The sequence below is a fragment of the Dietzia sp. DQ12-76 genome, assembly GCF_014145045.1.
GTDB lineage: Bacteria > Actinomycetota > Actinomycetes > Mycobacteriales > Mycobacteriaceae > Dietzia.
This window is the reverse complement of sequence record NZ_JAALDV010000168.1, coordinates 1-19,826: the sequence shown is the minus strand read 5'-3', so window position 1 is coordinate 19,826 and position 19,826 is coordinate 1. Positions and strand designations below refer to the sequence as shown.

Annotated in this window: 21 protein-coding genes; 10 read left to right on the top strand and 11 right to left on the bottom strand. The window is 67.4% G+C overall.

Annotated elements, in window-relative coordinates; genetic code table 11:
• Nucleotides 1-170: 170 nt before the first annotated feature.
• The 3 genes from G6019_RS07055 to G6019_RS07045 are packed head-to-tail and all read left to right on the top strand — an operon-like array spanning nucleotide 171 to nucleotide 3,216.
• A complete protein-coding gene (locus tag G6019_RS07055) occupies nucleotides 171-1,571 on the top strand; it encodes a GntP family permease (protein WP_182612015.1) in 1,401 nt (466 codons plus the stop codon).
• A 59-nt stretch (nucleotides 1,572-1,630) separates the two neighbouring features.
• Nucleotides 1,631-2,842 carry a D-arabinono-1,4-lactone oxidase gene (locus G6019_RS07050; RefSeq protein WP_182612014.1) on the top strand — a complete coding sequence of 404 codons (1,212 nt, stop codon included), beginning with the start codon at nucleotides 1,631-1,633 and terminating at the stop codon, nucleotides 2,840-2,842.
• Complete coding sequence (locus tag G6019_RS07045; RefSeq protein WP_107755293.1) at nucleotides 2,839-3,216, top strand: sensory rhodopsin transducer; 378 nt, start codon at nucleotides 2,839-2,841, stop codon at nucleotides 3,214-3,216. Before G6019_RS07050 ends, G6019_RS07045 begins: the two co-directional genes overlap by 4 nt.
• Here the strand turns inward: G6019_RS07045 and G6019_RS07040 are convergent.
• The 3 genes from G6019_RS07040 to G6019_RS07030 all read right to left on the bottom strand — a co-directional run bounded on the left by G6019_RS07040 (nucleotide 3,179) and on the right by G6019_RS07030 (nucleotide 5,013).
• Nucleotides 3,179-3,748, bottom strand: a complete 570-nt coding sequence (locus tag G6019_RS07040) for a GNAT family N-acetyltransferase (protein ID WP_182612013.1) — start codon at nucleotides 3,746-3,748, stop codon at nucleotides 3,179-3,181. The two genes, G6019_RS07045 and G6019_RS07040, sit on opposite strands and share 38 nt — an antisense overlap.
• An 84-nt stretch (nucleotides 3,749-3,832) precedes the next feature.
• A complete protein-coding gene (locus G6019_RS07035; protein WP_182612012.1) occupies nucleotides 3,833-4,312 on the bottom strand; it encodes a hypothetical protein in 480 nt (159 codons plus the stop codon).
• 41 nt (nucleotides 4,313-4,353) lie between these two features.
• Nucleotides 4,354-5,013: a TetR/AcrR family transcriptional regulator gene (locus G6019_RS07030; protein ID WP_182612011.1), complete on the bottom strand. Its 660-nt coding sequence runs from the start codon at nucleotides 5,011-5,013 to the stop codon at nucleotides 4,354-4,356.
• A gap of 81 nt (nucleotides 5,014-5,094) precedes the next feature.
• On the opposite strand from G6019_RS07030, the gene G6019_RS07025 reads away from it, so the two are divergent.
• Nucleotides 5,095-6,021: an ABC transporter ATP-binding protein gene (locus G6019_RS07025; RefSeq protein ID WP_182612010.1), complete on the top strand. Its 927-nt coding sequence runs from the start codon at nucleotides 5,095-5,097 to the stop codon at nucleotides 6,019-6,021.
• Nucleotides 6,018-6,776 carry an ABC transporter permease gene (locus tag G6019_RS07020; protein ID WP_182612009.1) on the top strand — a complete coding sequence of 253 codons (759 nt, stop codon included), beginning with the start codon at nucleotides 6,018-6,020 and terminating at the stop codon, nucleotides 6,774-6,776. The genes G6019_RS07025 and G6019_RS07020 overlap by 4 nt, the downstream gene beginning before the upstream one ends.
• Nucleotides 6,777-6,881: 105 nt before the next feature.
• Here G6019_RS07020 and G6019_RS07015 read toward each other — a convergent pair whose 3' ends face one another.
• From G6019_RS07015 to G6019_RS06995, 5 genes are read right to left on the bottom strand one after another with little or no spacing between them, the layout of a single operon-like run.
• Nucleotides 6,882-7,844: a PDR/VanB family oxidoreductase gene (locus G6019_RS07015; RefSeq protein WP_182612008.1), complete on the bottom strand. Its 963-nt coding sequence runs from the start codon at nucleotides 7,842-7,844 to the stop codon at nucleotides 6,882-6,884.
• A 9-nt stretch (nucleotides 7,845-7,853) separates the two neighbouring features.
• The gene (locus tag G6019_RS07010; RefSeq protein ID WP_182612007.1) at nucleotides 7,854-9,767 is read right to left on the bottom strand and encodes an acetoacetate--CoA ligase; all 1,914 of its coding nucleotides are present in this window, start codon (nucleotides 9,765-9,767) and stop codon (nucleotides 7,854-7,856) included.
• Entirely contained in the window at nucleotides 9,767-10,750 is a 984-nt protein-coding gene (locus tag G6019_RS07005) for a fumarylacetoacetate hydrolase family protein (protein WP_182612006.1), read from the bottom strand. The genes G6019_RS07010 and G6019_RS07005 overlap by 1 nt, the downstream gene beginning before the upstream one ends.
• Nucleotides 10,750-11,712: an MBL fold metallo-hydrolase gene (locus tag G6019_RS07000; protein ID WP_182612005.1), complete on the bottom strand. Its 963-nt coding sequence runs from the start codon at nucleotides 11,710-11,712 to the stop codon at nucleotides 10,750-10,752. The genes G6019_RS07005 and G6019_RS07000 overlap by 1 nt, the downstream gene beginning before the upstream one ends.
• Nucleotides 11,709-12,923 carry a cytochrome P450 gene (locus G6019_RS06995; RefSeq protein WP_182612004.1) on the bottom strand — a complete coding sequence of 405 codons (1,215 nt, stop codon included), beginning with the start codon at nucleotides 12,921-12,923 and terminating at the stop codon, nucleotides 11,709-11,711. Before G6019_RS06995 ends, G6019_RS07000 begins: the two co-directional genes overlap by 4 nt.
• Nucleotides 12,924-13,045: 122 nt before the next feature.
• On the opposite strand from G6019_RS06995, the gene G6019_RS06990 reads away from it, so the two are divergent.
• Nucleotides 13,046-13,684 (top strand): TetR/AcrR family transcriptional regulator, encoded by a 639-nt coding sequence (locus G6019_RS06990; protein ID WP_206681812.1) that lies wholly within the window; start codon nucleotides 13,046-13,048, stop codon nucleotides 13,682-13,684.
• A gap of 8 nt (nucleotides 13,685-13,692) precedes the next feature.
• Here the strand turns inward: G6019_RS06990 and G6019_RS06985 are convergent, their stop codons facing one another.
• Nucleotides 13,693-14,292, bottom strand: coding sequence for a helix-turn-helix domain-containing protein (locus G6019_RS06985; protein WP_182612003.1), 600 nt, complete (start codon nucleotides 14,290-14,292; stop codon nucleotides 13,693-13,695).
• A gap of 85 nt (nucleotides 14,293-14,377) precedes the next feature.
• On the opposite strand from G6019_RS06985, the gene G6019_RS06980 reads away from it, so the two are divergent.
• The 3 genes from G6019_RS06980 (at nucleotide 14,378) to G6019_RS06970 (ending at nucleotide 17,619) form a co-directional block, all read left to right on the top strand.
• On the top strand, nucleotides 14,378-15,799 hold the full coding sequence (locus G6019_RS06980; protein ID WP_277815587.1) for an MFS transporter: 1,422 nt from the start codon (nucleotides 14,378-14,380) through the stop codon (nucleotides 15,797-15,799).
• A gap of 124 nt (nucleotides 15,800-15,923) precedes the next feature.
• The gene (locus G6019_RS06975; RefSeq protein WP_182612001.1) at nucleotides 15,924-16,544 is read left to right on the top strand and encodes a class I SAM-dependent methyltransferase; all 621 of its coding nucleotides are present in this window, start codon (nucleotides 15,924-15,926) and stop codon (nucleotides 16,542-16,544) included.
• A 1-nt stretch (nucleotide 16,545) separates the two neighbouring features.
• The gene (locus tag G6019_RS06970) at nucleotides 16,546-17,619 is read left to right on the top strand and encodes an alkene reductase (protein WP_182612000.1); all 1,074 of its coding nucleotides are present in this window, start codon (nucleotides 16,546-16,548) and stop codon (nucleotides 17,617-17,619) included.
• Between the two features lie 127 nt (nucleotides 17,620-17,746).
• Here G6019_RS06970 and G6019_RS06965 read toward each other — a convergent pair whose 3' ends face one another.
• Together G6019_RS06965 and G6019_RS06960 are read right to left on the bottom strand one after the other, a co-directional pair.
• A complete protein-coding gene (locus G6019_RS06965) occupies nucleotides 17,747-18,517 on the bottom strand; it encodes an SDR family oxidoreductase (protein ID WP_182611999.1) in 771 nt (256 codons plus the stop codon).
• A gap of 145 nt (nucleotides 18,518-18,662) precedes the next feature.
• The gene (locus tag G6019_RS06960) at nucleotides 18,663-19,409 is read right to left on the bottom strand and encodes an SAM-dependent methyltransferase (protein WP_182611998.1); all 747 of its coding nucleotides are present in this window, start codon (nucleotides 19,407-19,409) and stop codon (nucleotides 18,663-18,665) included.
• Nucleotides 19,410-19,634: 225 nt separating this feature from the next.
• Between G6019_RS06960 and G6019_RS06955 the strand changes: the two genes are divergently transcribed.
• On the top strand, nucleotides 19,635-19,826 hold a 192-nt coding region (locus G6019_RS06955), incomplete at its 3' end, for an RNA polymerase sigma factor (RefSeq protein WP_182627277.1).

The window sequence follows — 19,826 nt, the reverse complement described above, 5'->3', positions numbered from 1 at the left end:
CGCGCCTCCACGCCCACGCCGCCAGTCCCCCCAGGACCAGGGGAACCCCACGGTCACCGCAGCCGCGCCCGGGGGGCCGGGCACCGTTGACGGGCGGCCGCGGCCGGATGCGTCGGCATCGGTTGGATGTCACCATGCGGGTGACCCGTTCCCGATCCCCGGAGACGCCCATGTCGACCGCGGCACTGCTTCTCACCGTACTGGGCGCCGTGGGGACGCTGTTCCTGCTGATCATGGGCCTGAAGCTCCACGCGTTCGTCTCGCTGCTGATCGTCAGTATCGTCACCGCTCTCGTCGTCGGCATCCCTCCCGCGGAGATCGTCGAGGTGGTCGAGGACGGGATGGGCGGCGTTCTCGGGTTCGTCGCGATCATCGTCGGCCTCGGGGCGATGTTCGGGCAGGTCCTCAGGGTCACCGGCGCCGCTGACCGCATCGCCGACACGCTGGTCACGGCCTTCGGCGAGCGCCGGGTTCCGTGGTCACTGGGTTTGACCGGGCTCATCGTGGCGATCCCGGTCTTCTTCGACGTCGCGCTGGTCCTGTTGATCCCGCTCGTCTACACGCTCGCCACACGACTCAAGAAGTCGCTCATCATCTTCGCGCTCCCGCTCCTGGCCGGGTTGAGCGCCGGCCACTCCCTCATCCCGCCCACGCCGGGCCCCGTGGCCGCGGCCGGGATCGTGGGCGCCGACCTGGGCTGGGTGATCCTCCTCGGCATAGTCGCGGCGGTTCCCGCCGTCATCCTGAGCGGGGTCGTCTACGGGCGCTTCATCGGCGCCCGGATCGACGTCGGCGTCCCCGAGGGCATGGAGGAGGAAGCCCGGGACCAGGCAGGGGGTGGTGACGGCGCAGACGGCGACGACGACGAGGAGCAGAGCTCCGAGGACCGAGTCGAGAACGCCCCCGGCTTCGGTCTCATCCTGACGATCCTGGCCGTGCCGCTGCTGCTGATCCTCGGCAACACCGCCACCGAAGCACTGGTGGACCCGGAGAGTCCGATCGCCCAGGTGATGGCCCTGGTCGGCGATCCGATCGTCGCGCTGATCATCGCGGTCCTGTTGGCCTTCTACGTCCTCGGCATGCGCCACGGCTTGGACCGCGGCGATCTGCAGTCGGTGGCCTCGGCCGCGTTCACCCCGGTGGGGCTCATCCTGCTCGTCACCGGCGCCGGCGGGGTGTTCGGCGAGGTCCTCGAGCAGAGTGGCGTCGGGGATGCGATCGAGGAGGTGTTCCAGGGCCTGGGGTTCCCGGTCCTGCTCCTGGCGTTCCTGTCCGCCGTGGTACTGCGGGTCGCACTGGGGTCATCGACCGTCGCCACCGTCACCGCCGCCGCGATCGTCGCCCAGACCCTGGGGGGACAGGATCTCTCGGCACCCATGCTGGCCGCGGTCGTCGTCGCCATCGGTGCGGGGGCGACGGTTCTGTCGCACGTCAACGATTCCGGGTTCTGGCTGGTCAACCGTTTCCTCGGGCTGACCGAGAAACAAACGCTGCTCACCTGGACCGCCATGCAGACGATCATGGGGGGCACAGCCTTCCTGACCGTCTTCGCACTCAGCTTCGCGCTGTAGACCACGCCACCGCGCCGTGCGGTGGCATCGAGGCAAGACCGAGACAAGGAGGAACACCGATGACCAAGGAATTCGTCAACTGGTCCGGGAGTCTGCGCTTCACCCCGTCGGACACCGCGCGGCCGTCGGACGAGGCCGCGGTGCAGGAGGTGGTCCGGCGAACCGCTGAGGAGGGCGGGACCGTCCGGCCGGTCGGCTCGGGGCACTCCTCCGTCCCGCTGATGCGGACCTCGGACGTCCTGCTCACGCTGGACGAGATGTCCGGGCTGGTCTCACACGACACCGACGCCGGTCGCGCCTCGTTGCTCCCTGGGACGGGCATCGCCCGGGCGGGTGAACTCCTCGCGGAGCACGACCTGGCGATGGAGAACCTCGGCGACGTGGACTACCAGGCCCTCGCCGGGGCCATCGGTACGGGGACCCACGGGACCGGGCGGGAACTGGGCAACCTCTCCCAGACCGTGGTCGGTGGCCGGCTGGTCACGGCGGACGGAGAGGTGGTGCCCTTCGGCGAGGACGCCGGGCCGGACCACGATGCGGACCTGCTCCGCGCGGCGCAGGTCTCCCTCGGCTCACTCGGGGTCATGACGTCATTGACGTTGCGCCTGCTGCCCGCCTACGAGCTGCACCGCCTCAACTGGTGCACCCACATCGACTGGGTGCAGGACAACTTCGCCGAACTCACGACGTCCAATCGGCACTTCGACTTCTACTGGTATCCCCGCAGTGACGAGGCCCAGGTCAGAACGATGAACCTCCCCGGGCAGGAGCCGGACCTGACCCCCCCGGGTGACCACGTCCACGAGGACGCCACCGGCGTGAGCTACGACATCATCCCGAACTCACGTGACCTGAGGTTCGACGAGATGGAGTACATGCTGCCGTTCGACGAGGGCCTGGAATGCTTCAAGGTCCTGCGGGAGCGGATCAAGGAGCGGCACCGCCAGAAGGTGGGCTGGCGCGTCCTGGTCCGGACCATCGCGCCCGACGACGCGCTGATCAGCAACTGCTACCAGCGCCCCACCATGACCATCGCGCTTCTGCAGAACAACGAGCTGCCCTACGAGGAGTACTTCAACGACATCGAACCGATCCTGCAGGGCTTCGGTGGCCGACCGCACTGGGGCAAGAAGCACACCATGCGTGCGGACCAGCTACGCGGTCTGTACCCGGAATGGGAGACGTTCCACGATGTCAGGCGGCGCCTCGATCCGGACGGCGTCTTCATGAACGACTACCTGCGGTCGCTGTTCGAAGGAGATGTGGCATGAACCAGGAGACCGGCCGGACCCTGTGGGTGTTCCCCGGCGGGAACATCCCGTCGACCAGCACGGGCCCGGAACCCGAGTACACCAGCCGGGACGAGCTCTGCATCCTCAACGTGTGCGAGACCGACGCCAGCCTGGAGATGACGGTCTATCACTCCGACGGCGACCCTGTCGGGCCCTACCCGGTGCAGGTCGCGGCCCAGCGGGTGCGGCACGTGCGCGTCAACGATCTGATCGACCCCCAGGCCGTCTTCCTGGGTGAACCGTACGGCATGGTCATCCGGTCGGATGTGCCGGTGTTCGTCCAGGTGACGAGGCTCGACACCCGTCGTGGCGGCCTCAGCGGTATGACGACGATGGGTTTCGCGCCCGACTGAGACAGGGCGATGCGGGAGGGAGTTCCCTGCGCATGCAGGCGCGCGGCCACTGGTCGAGGCCGTGGGCGATCTCCGCAGCCCGGATCTCTCTGAGGCCGGGGCTCTCCTCGTGCTCTGCGAGGTACCGGAACCCATGACGCTCGTAGTAGGGCCCATTCCACGGGACGTGGGTGTAGGTGGTCAACGTGACCGCGGGGAGCCGGTGCTCCCGCGCCCATCCGATCATGTACTCCAGCAGGGCCGCGCCGATCCCGCGGTGCATGTGGTCGCTGTGCACCGAGACCTGGCCCAGGTGAGCGTTGCCGTCGACCACATCGGCCAACAAGTACGCCACCGGCCGGTCGGATCCATCGGTGCTGACCCACGCCCGCCCGTTCTGCACAAACTCTCGTAGTGAATCGATCGACGGCGGGTCGTCCTCGGCCACCGAGGTCATCCCGATGTCCGCAAAGGGTGCTCCGGCCGAGCGTTCGATGTCCTGCAGGACGATCAGGTCGATCTCCCTGGCGGGCCGGATGCGGTACGTCGTCACCGGCTCGCTCTCCGTTCTCGTCGTCCCGTGCAACGCAGTCTGGGCGTTGCGTCTCCGGCGTCCTGCGCCCGTGCCGCGTGGATTCTACCGATGCGACAGCAATTCGAGCGCGATCACCGCGAGAGCGAGCAGGCTCTGTGTCGCGAGTATGGCGAGTCGTTGGCCGCGGGGAACGGTGAGCCTCCGGACGGCGAGGATTCCGACCGCCGCGAGAGTGCCGGTGGTGACCAGCATCGCGGCGAGGAGACCGGTCGCGGTGTCGTAGAGGCCGACGTGGGCGGGGATGAGGCAGATCACGGGAGGGACGGCGACGGTGCCCGCGCCGAGAGTGTCGACGAGCATCCGTCTGTGTTCGTCGGAAGCGGGGAGTTGCCCGTGGATCACCATGCGACTGAGGAGGCCCGCGACGTAGACCGCGCAGATGGTCGCCGTGACCGTGATGGCGAGCGTGCCGAGTGCGACGCCCGCGGTCGGATGGTGGTCGTGGGCACGGAGGGCGATGATGACGGCGAGAGTCGTGAAGGCGACGTAGATGCGCTCCTTCAGGGCCGAAGCCCGGTGCATCCGCGTGAGGGCATCGCGGCCCGGGTCGGGTCGGGGCGCGGTCACCAGCGATTGTCTCTTCGGGCTGTGTAGGCACGCATGAACGCGTGCGCGCCGTCGGTCATGATCCGCTGCACGTGCTCGGCGTCGGCACGTCGGCGCAGCGGTTCGTTGAGGACCCGCAGTGTGGTGAGGGCGTGGAAGTGGTCGGCGGCCAGCTCGGGGTCATCCACGTCGAGTAGGCCGATTCCGGCGAAGTGCGCAAAGCGTTCGGCGAGCGCCTGGGTATGTGCGTCGCCCAGGGGGTGATCCTCGAGCTCGGGCAGGAGTGGCTCGTTCTCGGAGATGAGCTTGACCGCGGCGGCGTAGGGGGACGATACGAGTTGCGAGCGGCCGAGGTCGGTCGCGAAGCCGGTCACGGCGTGGGCGAGGTCGTCGACCTCTCCGTCGGCGAGCGTGTCGGGCAGATGCGCATCGATCAGCCCTCGCAGCGTGACCAGCGCGGTCTCGCCTGCGTCCTCGATGACGCCGAGCAGCAGTCGCCGCTTGTCGCCGTAGTAGTCGTAGACGGTGCGCTTGGACACCTCCGCCCGCTCGGCGATGGCATCCATGCTGGTGCGCTCCACTCCGAACTCCACGAACAGGTCGCGTGCGGCGACCAGGATCGCGGCGCGCTTGTGCGCTTGTCCCTGTCGCACAGGCTTCTGCGTCGCTGCACTCATTGCTGTGGCCTCCTGAGCGTCCGTCGTGGCAAGCCTACACTGGCGAGTGTAGTCCTACACGGAACGGTGTAGTGTAGCGGCATGTGCACATCCACTTCGGCTTCTCTCGAGGCCCACGCGCTGGTCAAGCGATACGGTGACATCACCGCCGTGGATCACCTCTCGTTCCAGGTCGTCCCCGGTGTCGTCACGGGCTTCCTCGGGCCGAACGGGGCCGGCAAGTCCACGACCCTGCGGATGTTCCTCGGCCTGGACAGGCCGACCAGTGGTGCGGCGACGATCGACGGACGCCGGCTGGCGGACCTACCGCACCCCATGCAGGCGGTCGGCGCGATGCTCTCGGCCGATACCGTCCACCCGCGTCGCTCGGCCGCCGACCACCTCGCGGCGGTCGCACGCGCCGGCGGCGTTCCACGACGTCGGGTCGCCGAGGTTCTGAACGTCGTCGGTCTGGCAGACGACGGGCACCGCCCCGCGGGCGACTTCTCGCTAGGGATGAAACAGCGCCTCGGGATCGCTACGGCGCTGATCGGCGACCCCGGCATCCTCATTTTCGACGAACCACTCAACGGTCTCGATCCCGAGGGAATCCGGTGGGCTCGGTCCCTCATGCGCGATCTCGCGGCAGAGGGGCGCACGGTGTTGTTCTCCAGCCACCTCATGGGCGAGATGGAACTGACCGCCGACCACCTCGTCGTGATCCACCACGGAAAGCTCCTCGCCGACCAACCCTTGACCGCGTTCATCGCCGATCACACGAGCGAGTACGTCCGTGCGCGCACACCGGACCGGGACGGGCTGGGTGATGCTCTTTCTCGCGAGGGGCTCCCTGCAGTCACCGATCCGGGTTGCGCCGACGCGCTCGACGTCGCCGGCGCGGCCACCGACCGTGTCGGCCACGTCGCCGCCGTGTCGGGGATAGAGCTCTCTGAGCTCACCGCTGTCCGCGACTCCCTCGAAGACGCCTTCCTGACCATGACCGCCACCGAGCACAAAGGTGCCCGATGATGAACCTCCTCGCCGCCGAGTGGATCAAGACCCGCAGCGTCCGCAGCACCTGGATCACCGCCATCGCGACCGTCATCGTCACCGTCATGGTGAGCCTTCTCGGCATCAGCGGGCTCATGGTCGATTGGCAGGCTGAGCTCCCGGCCGACTTCGACCCCACGGGCAACAGCCTCAAGGGAATCCTCGTCGGCCAGATCCTCATCGCGACCCTGGGTGCGCAGGCCATCACCAGCGAGTACGCCACGGGTCAGATCATCACCAGCCTCGCCATCTCCCCGCGACGCGGAGTCTTCCTGATGGCCAAGGTCGCCATCGCCACCCTGGTCGCGCTCGCCACCGCCGTGGTCACCGTGGCGTGCAGCGTCGGGGCGGGTCAGGCAGCACTCGCGGCCGCCGGGCTGCCCACCGCGAGCCTCACCGCCCCCGACACCATCCGCGCGGTCTTGTGCGCCGTGGCCTATCTCGTCCTGACCGCCGTCCTGGGCCTCGCATTCGGCACCCTCACCCGCAGCTCCACCGGTGCGCTGGCGATCATCGTCACCGTCGCCCTCCTCGTGCCCGCCCTCGCGCCCGGCATGCCCGGCGTCCTCGGCGACATCGCGGGCACCTACTGGCCCACCACGGCCGGACAGAGCTCCTACGCGGCCACCTCGACCGGCCCGCTGACGCCATTGTCCGGGCTCGCCGTCATGGCCGCGTTCACCTTCGTGACCGCCCTCGCAGCCCACGTCACGCTGAAGACGCGCGACGCATGACGGACCGTACCCACGGGCCGTCATGCACGCCTGTGCCCAGCGAATCGTGGACGACGCAACCGTCGTGATCGCACGAAGTTCGAGCCCCGACCTGCTCGTCGGGGCCTATGCGTCAAGCACCAGTCGCGCAGATTTCGCGCGAGAGACGCAGATCATCATCTTCGCGCCAGATCGACGCTCCTGCTCTGTCAGTACGGAGTCGCGATGGTCAGGTTCGCCGCGCAGTACCGAAGTCTCGCAGACTCCGCATGTGCCCTCCTCGCATGAGTACACGATGGGCACACCGGCTTCGTCCGCCACGTCCACGATGGAGCGGTCTGCCGGGATCGTGAGTGTGACCTCGGACTGAGCGAACTCGACCTCGAATTCGGTGTCTCCCTCACCCGACGGTGTGTCTGATACGGGGGCGAACCTCTCCATGTGGAGTGCACCGGTTGGCCAGGTCTGACACGCAGTGTCGATGGCGTCGAGCAACGGACTCGGTCCGCAACAGTAGACGGCGGTGTCGTCCGTGGGTGTGGAAAGCAGTGCCTGGAGGTCCAGGAGCCCGTATTCGTCCTGAGGGCGCAGGAGGACTCGCGGTCCCCACGTGTTGTTGAGCTCCTCTGCGAAGGCCATGGACGTGCGGGTGCGCCCGCCATAGAGCAGAGTCCACTCGGCCCCTGCGTCGTGTGCGGCCTCGATCATGGGGAGTATCGGCGTGATGCCGATGCCCCCTGCGATGAACAGATACCGCTGGGATGGTGCTAGGTCGAAGTGATTGCGCGGGAGGCTGACAGGAACGGTGTCACCGGCGCGGAGTTCATCAACGATGTAGGAGGATCCACCGCGGCTCGTCGGTTCTCGAAGGACTGCGACCTGGTAGTGGCTGCGGTCCGTGGGCGAGGAACACAGTGAGTACTGCCGGATCAGCTTCCCGGACCGGCCCACGTGCAGATCGATGTGTGCTCCTGGTTCCCAGCGCGGAAGGTCACCATTGTCCGGACGCGCCAGGGTGAGTCGGACGATGTCGGCGGCGACCGTGTCTTTCTCGAGCACGACCACGTCGAAGGTGTCGGGTGTAGGCATGGAGTTACCTCACTTCGTCGTCGAGCGGCGGCGCTCGCCGGCCCGCTGGTAGAAGCCCATGAGCGCGGGCTGATCGATCGCGCTGCTCTGTGCCGCTGAGACGGGCAGGCCGCGCAGGATGTTCTTCACCGGCACTTCGAGTTTCTTGCCGGTCATCGTGTGCGGGATGCCGGGGGCGTGGATCACCTCGTCTGGTACGTGACGCGGGGATACCGAGTCGCGAATCGCAGCCTGGATCTTCGCTCCGAGTTCCGCATCGAGGTCGACGCCGGGCGCCAGAGTCACGAACATCGGCATCCAGTAACCACCGTTCGGTTCCTCCACGCCGACGACGAGCGCCTCGAGCACTTCGGGAAGGTCCTCGGCCGCCTGGCAGATGTCGGCGGTGCCCATGCGGATGCCGTGCCGGTTCAGGGTCGCGTCGGAGCGACCGTGGACGACGATCGAACCGCGGGAGGTGACGGTGACCCAGTCGCCGTGGCGCCAGACGCCGGGGAAGTGATCGAAGTATGCGCTGTGGTACCGACTGCCGTCGGGATCGTTCCAGAACCGGATGGGCATCGACGGCAGGGGACTGGTGATGACGAGCTCACCGACCTGGTCACTCAAGGATTCCTGCTCCGCCGACCATGCGTGCATGTCGACGCCGAGCCATCTCGCGGTGATCTCCCCAGGTCGGCTTTCGACCGTGGGGACGCCGCCGGCGAATCCACTGACCACGTCGGTTCCGCCGGTGGTCGAGCTGACCGCCACAGTGGGGCCCAACTCGTCGGTGATCCACTGATGGACCGTGGCGGTGAGTACGGCTCCGGTGCATCCCAGCATTCGTAGCGGCCCGAGGTCGAAGTCGGCCGCGGGGCGCAGGCCGCCGTCGCGGGAGGCGCTCAGATAGCCGGGGCTGAGGCCCAGGTGGGTGATCTGGCCGCGCTCCGCGACCTCCCACAGCGCGCGGGCCGTGGGTGCTCCGTCGAAGCAGTGGATGGTGGCTCCACAGAGGAGCCCGCCGAGGCGGAGGTTCCACATCATCCAGTTCAACGTGGTGTACCAGAAGAACTGGTCTCCCTCTCGCATGTCGAAGAACAGTCGGAGGGTTTTGAGGTGTTCCGCGACGACCCCTGAATGGCTGTGAACGATGCCTTTCGGAGGCCCGGTCGTTCCCGAGCTGAACAAGACCCACAGCGGGTGATCGGACGGAACCGCGAGTGGGGCAACGGCTTCTTGGGGCTGGGGGGTGACCGCCGACTCCCACGTGATGGTGCTGGGGCTCGGGGTGTGACCGTCCCCTACCAGTATCGTCGCACTCACGGTCGGTAGCCCTGCACGGAGCGTCTCGACATCGTGGGTGCGGTCGATCCGACGGCCCCGGTGGTGGTAGCCGGCGGCGGCGATCAGGCAGGTGGGTTCCAGCTGCTCGAACCGGGCTAGGGCTGCGTCACCTGCCAGGTCGGTACCGCAACCCGCCCACACCGCGCCGAGACTCGCGGTAGCGAGGAACGCGACGACGGCTTCGGGACGGTCCGGCAGGTAGCCGACCACGCGGTCGCCGGTCGACACGCCGGTTCGCGCCAACGTTGCCGCAAGAGCTTTCACCTGCTCTTCGAGTTCGGTCCAGGACAGCGTGCGGGTGATACCGGTTTCGTCGTGGCCGATCACGGCAGCACCGGTGCGAGGTCGAGCGAAGACCTGGGACACATAGTTGATGCGGCCACCAGGAAACCACTGTGTTCGTGGCATCACGGAGCCGTCAGTGACTGCTCGAGGTGCGGTCTCCCAGTTCATTCCGCAGAACGTGGTGACCGACCTCCAGAAGGCATCGGAGTCCCGGACGGACCATTCCCACAGCTCGGCGTAGGGCGCCCCGGGCCGGGGGCCGCCATATGTGGAGGCCAGGCGAGCGAACGAGAGGAGTGCTGGTTCTTCCATCAGTTGCTCCTGATGGGGGTCCAGGACCGTTGGCGGCGTGGCTGACCTACTCGCGCTCGTGGCAATTGTTGTGCTTCGGCTCCCGCGACGACCGTGTTGCTCAGCGCACCGATACCCTCGGCGACCAGCGTCACCACGTCGCCGGGTCGGAGCGGGGGGGCCGCCTCGGTGCTCAGATGAGCCCAGTACTCGAGAAGACATCCGGCACCGCATGTTCCGGACCCCAGCACATCCCCTGGCCGGAGTTCCGCGCCGCGAGAAGCAAACGCGATCATCTCCTCGAAAGACCACGCCATGTTCGCCGAGTTATCGCCGCCCGCAGGAAGCGGGACTCCGTTGAGTTCCACGTGGAGGTCGAGAGCCAGGCGGCCGTCCCGGCGAAACGGTTCGAGTTCGTCGGGGGTGACGATCCACGGGCCGATCGAATTGGCGAAGTCCTTGCCCTTGACCGGGCCCATGCCGAACGGGGTCACCGGCTTCATCAGGTCGCGGGCTGACCAGTCGTTGAACAACGTGAAGCCGGCGATGTGTTCGTGAGCCTGGTCCGGTGTGAGGTCTCTGCCTGCTCTGCCGATCACCACGGCCAGCTCGAGTTCGAAGTCCAGGAGTTCGCAGCCGGGTGGTACTGCTACTTCCGCGTCAGGTCCGATGACCGCGTTGGTGTTGGAGAAGTAGAACAGCGGCATCTCGTACCAGACCGGGAGGGGTTCCGTGGCGCCGAGGACGGTCAGACTGCCTTCGAGGTGTTCTTCGAAGGTCAGGAAATCCCGCAGGGTGGGGGGTTCGACAGGTGCCAACAAGTGAACATCCGACAGTGGGAGCGTCGGGCCGTCGGGGTGGTGATCGACCAACTCGAGTCGTCCCGGTGGGGAGGCTTCCAAGAGACGCGACACCGTGATGTCTGCCGCGAGGGGTTGAACGCGATCGTCGTCGACGACTGCCGCGCGGGTGCCGCCGTCGAGCTCCATGCGTGCGATCTTCATCAGTCGCTCGCCTCCGACGCGGCCGCAGCGGCATGCAGCTCGAAGTCCGCGATGCGCCCGAACTGTTGAAGCCTGTTCTCGCGGGGGCGCCTCGGATCGAGTTGTTCGTAGACGTTGAGCACATTCGCCGCGATTCGTCCCTGTTCCGACAGGTCGGCGAACCGGCTCATGTCAATGGAAGCGACAGCGTCTTCAACGGACAGTCCCTGTTCGAAACGCTTTACCGCCTCCGCCGAGACGAATTCGAGGTAGTCGCGCACCCTCGACACCCCGTTCTTGTCGGTCAGAGGCCCGTGGCCGGGGACGATGGCGACGAGTTCGAGGTCGAGAATCAGATCGCAGGCGGCAATGCACCGACTGATGGGCCCGGCCCACACGAGCGGCGCGCCCCCGATGAACAGGATGTCGCCGGTGAAAACCACCCCCGCATCGGCCACGTGGACCACGAGATCACCCGGGGTGTGGGCGGGACCGACCTGGATGAGCCTCACCTCGCGTCCACCCACATCGAGAGACAGCTCTCCGGTGAACGTTCGGGTCGGCGGGGTCGCCACGATGCCGGCGTGATCGAAGTGACCACCGACCTCTCTGATGAACTCACCGACCCGGTCCTCGCGTCCGGACATGGAGACCAGTTCGTCAACGGACGCCTCGGTCATCAGCTCTGCGGCTGCCTGGGTGGCGACGATCTCCACATCTGGCCCCGCTACGAGCTGGTTGCCGAACCAGTGATCACCATCGGAGTGGGTGTTGACGAGCGTCCGGATCGGTTGCCCGCGCAGCAGCGGCGCGTAGGCGGCCAGCATCTCGGCGGTGTGCGGGAGATCGTAGAGGGTGTCGATCAATAACGACTCCCCTGATCCGCGCACGAGACCGGTGTTGCTTTCTCCCCATCGACCCTCGGGCAGAAGCCAGGAGTGACAATGGTTCCCGAGGTCGTGAGGCCCTTTGGTGTATGTCATTCCGCTTCTCCCTCTGCGGGGACGACACGAACCGGCAGCGTGTCGAACTTCTGAACGGTCTGACTGGGACTGCGATGTGCATCGCCGGCGCGCTCGAATCGAGCCACCCGTCGCGTGAGCTCGGTCAACAGCGCCACCACTTCGAGCCGGGCGAAGGGGGAGCCGAGGCACGTGTGCAGGCCGCTGCCGAACGCGAGATGCGACTTGGCGTTCTCCCGCGTGACATCCAGCCGGTGGGGGTCGGGGAACTGGAGTGGGTCCCGGCTCGCGGCGGCGAGCAGCACAGCGACGCGGGCTCCCGCAGGGATCTCGACTCCATCGAGCTCGACAGCGCTCCGGGTCCGGCGGAAGAACGCTTTGAACGGGGCGCCGAAGCGCAGCAGCTCTTCGACGGCGTTGGGGATCAGATCGGGCCGACTCCTCAGCAGCTCCCACTGGTCGGGGTTGTCGACGAATGCGTCGATCGAGTTGCCCAGTAACGCGCCGGTCGAATCGATCCCGGCCAACCACAGGGAGGCCAGAGTCATGAGTCGCTGCGGCCCCTCGTGCTCAAGACGGCCGTCGTTGCCTCCCGAGTCGACGATCAGTCGACCGAGGCAGTGCGCAGGCATGTTGGGAAGTCCTTCCGACGCGAGCCACGTCACCGCCTCCATCACCAGGGCTGAGTGCTCCTCGGTTCCAGCGGGTTCCTCTCCTCGGCTGGTCGCGTCACTCCAGTCCGCCAGAGCCTGAGCACTTGGCGGGGTGATTCCGGTCAGCAGCGTCATGGCCTGATCGGGCATGGCCTGGGCCAGCACCTGCACTGCGTCGAACTCGCCGCGGGTGATCGCGTCCTGGGTGATTTCCGCCGCGGCCTTCTCGACACCGGGCTTGAAGGCGTCGATGGCGCGCTTGCTGAACGACGGCTGCAATGACCGGCGAATCTGGTCATGCAGCGGGGGGTCGTTCTCGATCAACGGATAGCGCTCGGTCCTGGCGGACGGAACGTTGAAGGTGACTCCGTCGCCGGACACGAACTCGGCGTGATTGCGCAAGACCTGGACGGCCTGTGCGTACCCGGAAACCATCCAGACGTCGCGGCCGGGTACATAGACGACCGGATCGTGCTGGCGGAGTCGGTCGTAGAAGCCGTACGGGTCACGTTGTGCGAGCGGCGAGTACGGGTCGAGGTCGTGATCCGGTGAGTCGGCGATGGATGCTGGATTGTTCATAATGCTCCTGTTCGAGAGAGGTTGCACTCGGGTGCAACTGTGGCCTGAGTCATAGTGTGCACCCGAGTGCATCTAAGATGCAAGGGGTACAGGAACGACGGACACGAGAAGAGGTGGGCTCCATGGCTCTCACGCCGCCATCACGCCTGATGAACCCGCGCGCCGCGCGAACGCGACAAGCTCTCTTCGACGCCGCTGCGCACCTGTTCGTCGAGCAGGGATACGAATCCACGACGATGGCCGCGATCGCCGCTGCGGCCGGCACGTCTCGCCGCACTGCGTTCAACTACTTCCCCAACAAGGGGGACATCCCCATGCTGTGGGTTCGGCAGATGGCCGATCGTGCAATCGAGCAGACCGAGGACGCGCGGTGCGGGGACGTCGCGGAGCGTATTCACGCGTACTTCCGCGCTATCAGCGAAGCGGTGGAGTCCGAACCCGAACTCAGCCGTCAGATGATGCTCGGCTGGACTGCGGCGCTCGGACCGACTCTGTACGAGTCTCAATTGCTGGCCGACGTCACTCCGCTACTGGAGGAGGGGCAACGGGCCGGACGCATCGACCAGGGGGTGGACGTTGCGGTGGCCGCCAGAGCTCTGAGCGACGTTCTTCAGGGGGCCGTCTTCAGGTGGGTGCGGGAGCCTGGAACCGTCCTCCACGACAGGGTCGACAGTGTGATCGGGCTAGTACTTCGAGCGGCGATCACGCCGACACCCGATATCGACTCCGGGCGACCGGCAGGATCAGGACGGGCTGATTAGATCTGACATCAGTCTCGGATGTGGATCTGCTCGCCCTGTGGGCTGAAGAGGGTCAGGACTTCTGATGCGGTATCGCTGCTGCCGGTGATGCAGTGCGGCTGCCGGGTGTCGAACTCGGCGGCGTCGCCCTCGACCAGAGTTGTGACCTGCGTCCCCAGGGCGAGGTCGACAGAGCCGCTGAGGACGTAGAGCCATTCGTAACCGCCGTGGGTCGCCTGCTTTGCGGGTTCTGCGTGCCGGCGGGGCGGGAGGATGATCTTGAAGGCCTGCACGGGGGCGCCGGATCGGGTCAGCGGGAGGTAGACGCGTCCGTGTTTGCGGATGGGCTTCGGGTGGATACGCGGATCCCCAGTGGGCGGCGCGCCGACGACGTCGTCGAGTGCGACTCGATAGACCTGTGCGAGGGGTATCAGCAGATCCAGGGTGGGGCGCCGGTGGCCGGATTCGAGTCGCGAGAGCGTGCTGACCGATATCCCGGTAGCCGAGGCGACGTCGGACAGCTTCATCTCGCGCCGCTGTCGCAGATCGCGGAGCCGCGGTCCGACGGCCTCCAACATGGTGGCGACGCGCCCGTCGGGTTGGTCGGAGCCATTGGGTGACGTTTGCATGTTTAGCAAGTGTAGTTGCTGTCTGTGTCGACGGCACGCATTCTTATGACCCCGCTTCCGATCAAGGACGAAGGGCCTTCGAGAGATGAGTTCGTCTGTGGTGACTGAGACAACGCGACCGTCGGTTGCGCGGTGGATTGCGCTCGCGGCGATCGCCACCGCCGCGTTGATGGTCGTGTTGGACGCCTCCGTGATCAACATCGCGCTGCCCCAGATGCAGCAGGAGTTGGGTTTCAGCGATGCTGCACGCGGATGGGCCGTGACCGCCTACGCGGTGCCCTTCGGTGGCCTGCTGCTCCTCGGCGGTCGCATCGCCGACTATGCGGGGCGCAAGCGGGTACTGATGGTGTCACTGAGCGGGTTCGCTGTGGCGTCGCTTATCGGGGGTCTGGCAACGGGCCAAGAGATGTTGATCGCGGCCCGCGCGCTGCAGGGCATCTTCGCCGCCGCGCTGGCGCCGGCGGCGCTATCCCTGGTGGCAGTCACCTTCACCGAACCGCGCGCACGGGCCCGCGCCTTCGCGGTGTTTGCCGCGACCCAGGGAAGCGGCGGCGCGATCGGGCTGCTGCTGGGCGGCGCCTTGACCGAGACTCTCGGGTGGCGCTGGTCGCTGTTCATCAACGTTCCCATCGCACTGATCGCGCTCGCCCTCGGCCTGCCGACGATCATCCGATCACGCCCCCACTCGGGCGGGCATCTCGATGTCCCCGGCGCCGTGCTCGCAACACTCGGTTCCGCCGCTCTGGTGGCGGCGTTCAGTGTGGCATCGGAACCGGGAGGCTGGGCGTCTACGACTCCGTACATCTACCTCGCGGGTGCGGGTCTCCTGCTCAGAGCGTTCGTCCGGCGGCAGCGGCGTACGAGCGATCCGCTTCTGCCGGGGCGGGTGGTGGCCGACCGGACCCGCGGCGGGGCGTATCTGATGGCGAGCTTCATGGCCGCCGGCATGTTTGGCATGTTCCTGCTGCTGCCGTATTACCTCCAGGGCCGCCTCGATTACAGTCCCCTCCTCACCGGGTTGGTCATCGTGCCGTTCAGCGTCGCGCTCGTACTGGCTTCTCTGCTCGTACCCACGCTCTTGTCGCAGGTGTCGTCCAAGACCGTGCTGGTCGGCGGAATCATCACTGCAACCATCGCAATGGCAGGCCTCGCAGTGGTCATCGCTCTGCCGGACCCGCTGGTCGGGATCCTGGCTGCGACCACGGTGATGGGCGTCGGCATCGGCTTGGTGTTCACCCCGCTCAACAGCAGCGTCGTCGCGGGCGTCGACGCCGACGATGTGGGGGTCGCCAGCGCCATGTTCAGCGTCACCCAGCAGATCGGTGGCGCCGTGGGCGTCGCGCTCCTCAACGGCGTCTACGTCATCGGTGCGTCAGCCGACGCTGCTTCCCGAGGAATCTCCCCCAACGCGTTGCGGCTTGCCTTCCTCGTCGCCACCGTCTTGTACGCCATCTCGGCGATCGTCGCGATCACCGTCATCCCCAGGAGGCAGAAGTTGACGCTCTAGCGAGCTCCCCAATGCAACAACGACATCAGATGCGCGGTCGCAGTGCCTTCGCGCCGAACCCGATACACGACGACATCGTCGCCGGAACACAAGTCGCAGGAACACAAGAGGATGGCCAGAACACATGACGACCTATGACGCGGAATTCTGGGAGCAGCACTACGTCGATACCGACCCGGCGTGGGGGACCTCCCCCAACCAGGCGATGGTCGACACGATAAGCCAGCTCTTCGCCGACGCAGGCACCGCTCTCGAACTCGGTGCCGGCCATGGCGGGGATGCGCTGTGGCTTGCGCGCGCAGGGTGGACAGTGACGGCACTCGACGTCGCGCGGACAGCGCTCGACAGAATCGCCGCGAACGCCGCACAACAGGACCTCTCGAGCCGGATAGTCACGGTCCACTGCGACGCCACCTCCCAGCCGCTACCCGGCGGGCCTTTCGACCTGGTCTTCGGAAGCTTCTTCTACGCCCCCCGACGCGACGACATCTGGCGACGAGCGGCCGACACCGTCACCCCGGGCGGGGCACTGGTCATCGTCGACCACGGTTCCAGCGCCCCATGGTCCTGGGACCCCGCCGGACACGCGCACCCGACGCCCCAGCAGGTCGCGGACGCCCTCGAGCTGGGCCCCGCATGGGAACCCGAACTCCTCGATACTCGTGCGCGCATTGCCACCGGGCCAGGCGGACAACGCGCCGAGGTCACCGACACCATCGTCGCCCTGCGACGGAAGGCGGCATGACATGACGTTGTCGACCCCCTCTCGACTGTGGCAGCCGCTCCACCTCGGAGCCGTCAGCCTCGACAACCGTCTCGTACTGGCCCCGATGACGCGCCGACGCGCCGCGGAGGACGGCACACCGACGCCGCTCATGTCCGAGTACTACGCGCAACGGTCGGGATTCGGTCTCGTGGTCACCGAAGGCATCTACCCCAGCCGGGAGGGCCGCGCCTACGCGAATCAGCCCGGTCTGGTCGACGACGCGCACGAACGCGGTTGGGCCGCCGTCACCGAGGCGGTCCACGAGCGTGGGACGCCGATCTTCGCCCAGCTCATGCACGCCGGTCGCGTCACCAGCCCGGACATCACAGGTATCCACTACGCGCTCGCCCCGTCCGCGATCCCCTACGAGGACCACCACGGCCACCACCCCGCGATCGCGACCGCAGCCACCGCCCGGGACATATCGCAGCTCATCGATGCGCATGTCGAGGCGGCCGTGCGAGCCCGAGGCGCCGGGTTCGACGGCATCGAGCTCCACGCCGCCAACGGATACCTCCTCCAGCAGTTCCTCGCCCCGTCTGCGAATCACCGCACCGACGAGTACGGAGGAACGCCGCTCCGCCGGGCACGGTTCGTCATCGATGTCGCCGAGGCCGTCGCCGACGCGATCGGCGGTGACCGCGTCGGTATCCGCGTGTCGCCCGGCGCCAACATCCAGGGGGCCCTCGAACTCGATGACGAGGACACCCGCGCCACCTACACGGCTCTCTTCGACACCCTCGGCACACGTCACCTCGCGTACGTGAGCATGATCCACCCCGACGCGGGCAGCGCCCTCGTCCGGGACATCCGGGGCATGTCGAACGCGCCGATGATCCTCAACACCGGGTTCTCCACGGTCACGGACCGGGACACTGCGGCCGAACTCGTCAGCGAGGGGCAGGTGGATGCCGTTGCCGTCGGACGTCCCGCGATCGCCAACCCCGACCTGCCCCGCCGCTGGCGAGCCGACATGGCGGAGACCGCCCCGGACCAGACGACGTTCTACGAGGGCGGCGCAACCGGATACACGGACTACCCGGTTCGGTCGTGAGGACGCCCCTGCACGTGAGGAATCGAGATCAGCGTGTCGGCGCCGACCCGGTGCGGGCTCGAGCCGTCGCCGGCCTCATCGCGACGCCGGCGGTTACCGGCGCGACCGTGTGTCCTACGTGTGCGGCCTACTGGGCCAGGAACTTGTTGACCAGGCGCGTCGCGAAGTTGGGCGAGAACTTGGAGATGTTGGCGAGCACCGTCGTCTGCTCGCCGACGCTGTAGGAGGTGCGATGAAGTCGGCGGTCGAGGGTGGTGGGATGGACGGACTGCCACACCTTCTCCGCCACCTGCTCGGGGGTGATCTTGATGCCGAGGGTCCGGGTGGTCTTGGCCTTGGGGTCCGCGAGAGCGGTCTTGGCCCACAGCGGCCAGATCCCCACCACCCGGACGCCGTGCGGTGCCCACTCGAGCTCCAACGCCTCGGTCAGGCCGGCGACGTAGAACTTGGCGGCGCTGTACGTGGCGATCCCGGGCTGACCGTAGATCGCCGACGCGGACGCGATGTTGACCAGGTGCGACCCCGGGGTGGCCTTGAGGTAGGGGAACGCGGCTTTGGCGCCGAGCGTCACGCCCAGCACATCGATGTCGATCTGGGCCTTGACCGCCTCAGCCGAGATCTCCGTCAGGTCGCCGGCGACGAGAACGCCCGCGTTGTTGTCCAGGACGTCGAGGGTCCCACCGGTGTGCGAGGTGAACTCCTCCAGCGCCCTCTCCCACTGCTGCATGTCACGGACATCGAGCTCCCCGGTGATCCAGTCGGGGTGCTTCGACTGCACCGCGGCCAGGGCGTCCTTGTCGACGTCGTACACCCCGACAGTCCAGCCCTCGCGGCCGAATCGCTCCGCCGTTGCCAGGCCGATCCCAGCCGCTCCGCCCGAGATGAAGATCGATGCCATTCCCTGTCCTCCACACGCCAGTCCGATGCGGCGTCCCGCCCGGAGTGTCCAGCACTCGACAATACCGAGCACCGGACCCGCGTGGTGGTGGTGGGGCTCGAGGGCCGCGACGCCGGTGGTGGCCGCAGTGGGGTCGGGTGTCCGGCTAGCGCTTCATGAGGGCGAAGACGCCCCACCCGAGGTACTCACGCGTGTAGCGCGCGTAGCGGGCGGGAGTGGTGGCGAGTTCCTCACGCACCTCGGTGGCGAGGTCGTCGTCGGGGTTCCGGTCGAGCCAGTGGCGCAGGTTGAGCCATTGGGCTGCTGTGTACCGGTCCCAGCTGTCCTGGTCGGCGAGCATCATCTCCACGATGTCGTAACCGAGACCCTGAAACCGCCCTATCAGGTCCGGGAGCGCCAGGAAGTCGGCGATGCCGGTGGCGTGGCAGGCGACGGCCGTCTCCTCGTCCGGTGGGGTGCGCCGCCAGTACGGCTCGCCGATCAACATCACGCCTCCCGGGCGGAGGCTCCGTTCGAGCAACTCGGTCGTCCCGGCGACACCGTTCCCGATCCAGGTGGCACCGACACATGCGGCCAAATCGACCGGCTCGTCGGCGACGTGGCCGGCGGCGTCACCGTGGATGAACTCGACACGGTCGGCGACGCCGAGTTCGGCGGCGCGGGCTCGGGCTGCCTCGGTGAAGACCGTGCTGATGTCCACGCCGGTTCCCGTGATCCCGTGATCACGCGCCCAGGTGCTCAACATCTCGCCCGAGCCGCTGGCCAGGTCCAGTGCTCGCGTCCCAGGGGTGAGTCGGAGGGCTTTGCCCAGCGCGGCGAGTTTGTCCTCGGTCAGTGGGTTGTGGATGCGGTGGCTGCTCTCGCGGATGGTGAAAATGCGGGGAAGGTCCATGACCGCGATTCACCTCCGTGGACCGCCACTCACCAGCGGCGACGGTGGTCCGACGATAGCACCGGCCGCGGGCGTCGTCGTCGCGTGAAGGCCCTCGGTCTCGACTCCCACCGGACGGACCTCACGTTTCCGCGGCGGCGGGCGACTACTCGCTGGAGCCGGTCGGCGAGGTGGCTGGCCGGGTCGTGTGAACGAGGCGGATGGGACGAGGGGAGGATCTGACACATGAGGGCAGCCTTCGACGGTGCGGTGGTCCGGCACGGGCCGACCGTCCTGCGCGTGTGCCGCGCGGTCCTGGGGTCCGGCCCCGACGCCGACGACGCCTGGTCCGAGACGTTCCTGTCCGCGCTGCGGGCCTGGCCGGACCTGCCGGAGGAGACCAACGTGGAGGCGTGGCTGGTCCGGGTCGCCCACCGC

Coding starts and splice junctions, on each gene's coding strand:
- G6019_RS07055 (WP_182612015.1), top strand. CDS start 171: ATGTCGACCGCGGCACTGCTTCTCACCGTACTGGGCGCCGTGGGGACG.
- G6019_RS07050 (WP_182612014.1), top strand. CDS start 1,631: ATGACCAAGGAATTCGTCAACTGGTCCGGGAGTCTGCGCTTCACCCCG.
- G6019_RS07045 (WP_107755293.1), top strand. CDS start 2,839: ATGAACCAGGAGACCGGCCGGACCCTGTGGGTGTTCCCCGGCGGGAAC.
- G6019_RS07035 (WP_182612012.1), bottom strand. CDS start 4,312: ATGCACCGGGCTTCGGCCCTGAAGGAGCGCATCTACGTCGCCTTCACG.
- G6019_RS07030 (WP_182612011.1), bottom strand. CDS start 5,013: ATGAGTGCAGCGACGCAGAAGCCTGTGCGACAGGGACAAGCGCACAAG.
- G6019_RS07025 (WP_182612010.1), top strand. CDS start 5,095: ATGTGCACATCCACTTCGGCTTCTCTCGAGGCCCACGCGCTGGTCAAG.
- G6019_RS07020 (WP_182612009.1), top strand. CDS start 6,018: ATGATGAACCTCCTCGCCGCCGAGTGGATCAAGACCCGCAGCGTCCGC.
- G6019_RS07015 (WP_182612008.1), bottom strand. CDS start 7,844: ATGCCTACACCCGACACCTTCGACGTGGTCGTGCTCGAGAAAGACACG.
- G6019_RS07010 (WP_182612007.1), bottom strand. CDS start 9,767: ATGGAAGAACCAGCACTCCTCTCGTTCGCTCGCCTGGCCTCCACATAT.
- G6019_RS07005 (WP_182612006.1), bottom strand. CDS start 10,750: ATGAAGATCGCACGCATGGAGCTCGACGGCGGCACCCGCGCGGCAGTC.
- G6019_RS07000 (WP_182612005.1), bottom strand. CDS start 11,712: ATGACATACACCAAAGGGCCTCACGACCTCGGGAACCATTGTCACTCC.
- G6019_RS06995 (WP_182612004.1), bottom strand. CDS start 12,923: ATGAACAATCCAGCATCCATCGCCGACTCACCGGATCACGACCTCGAC.
- G6019_RS06990 (WP_206681812.1), top strand. CDS start 13,046: ATGGCTCTCACGCCGCCATCACGCCTGATGAACCCGCGCGCCGCGCGA.
- G6019_RS06985 (WP_182612003.1), bottom strand. CDS start 14,292: ATGCAAACGTCACCCAATGGCTCCGACCAACCCGACGGGCGCGTCGCC.
- G6019_RS06980 (WP_277815587.1), top strand. CDS start 14,378: ATGAGTTCGTCTGTGGTGACTGAGACAACGCGACCGTCGGTTGCGCGG.
- G6019_RS06975 (WP_182612001.1), top strand. CDS start 15,924: ATGACGACCTATGACGCGGAATTCTGGGAGCAGCACTACGTCGATACC.
- G6019_RS06970 (WP_182612000.1), top strand. CDS start 16,546: ATGACGTTGTCGACCCCCTCTCGACTGTGGCAGCCGCTCCACCTCGGA.
- G6019_RS06965 (WP_182611999.1), bottom strand. CDS start 18,517: ATGGCATCGATCTTCATCTCGGGCGGAGCGGCTGGGATCGGCCTGGCA.
- G6019_RS06960 (WP_182611998.1), bottom strand. CDS start 19,409: ATGGACCTTCCCCGCATTTTCACCATCCGCGAGAGCAGCCACCGCATC.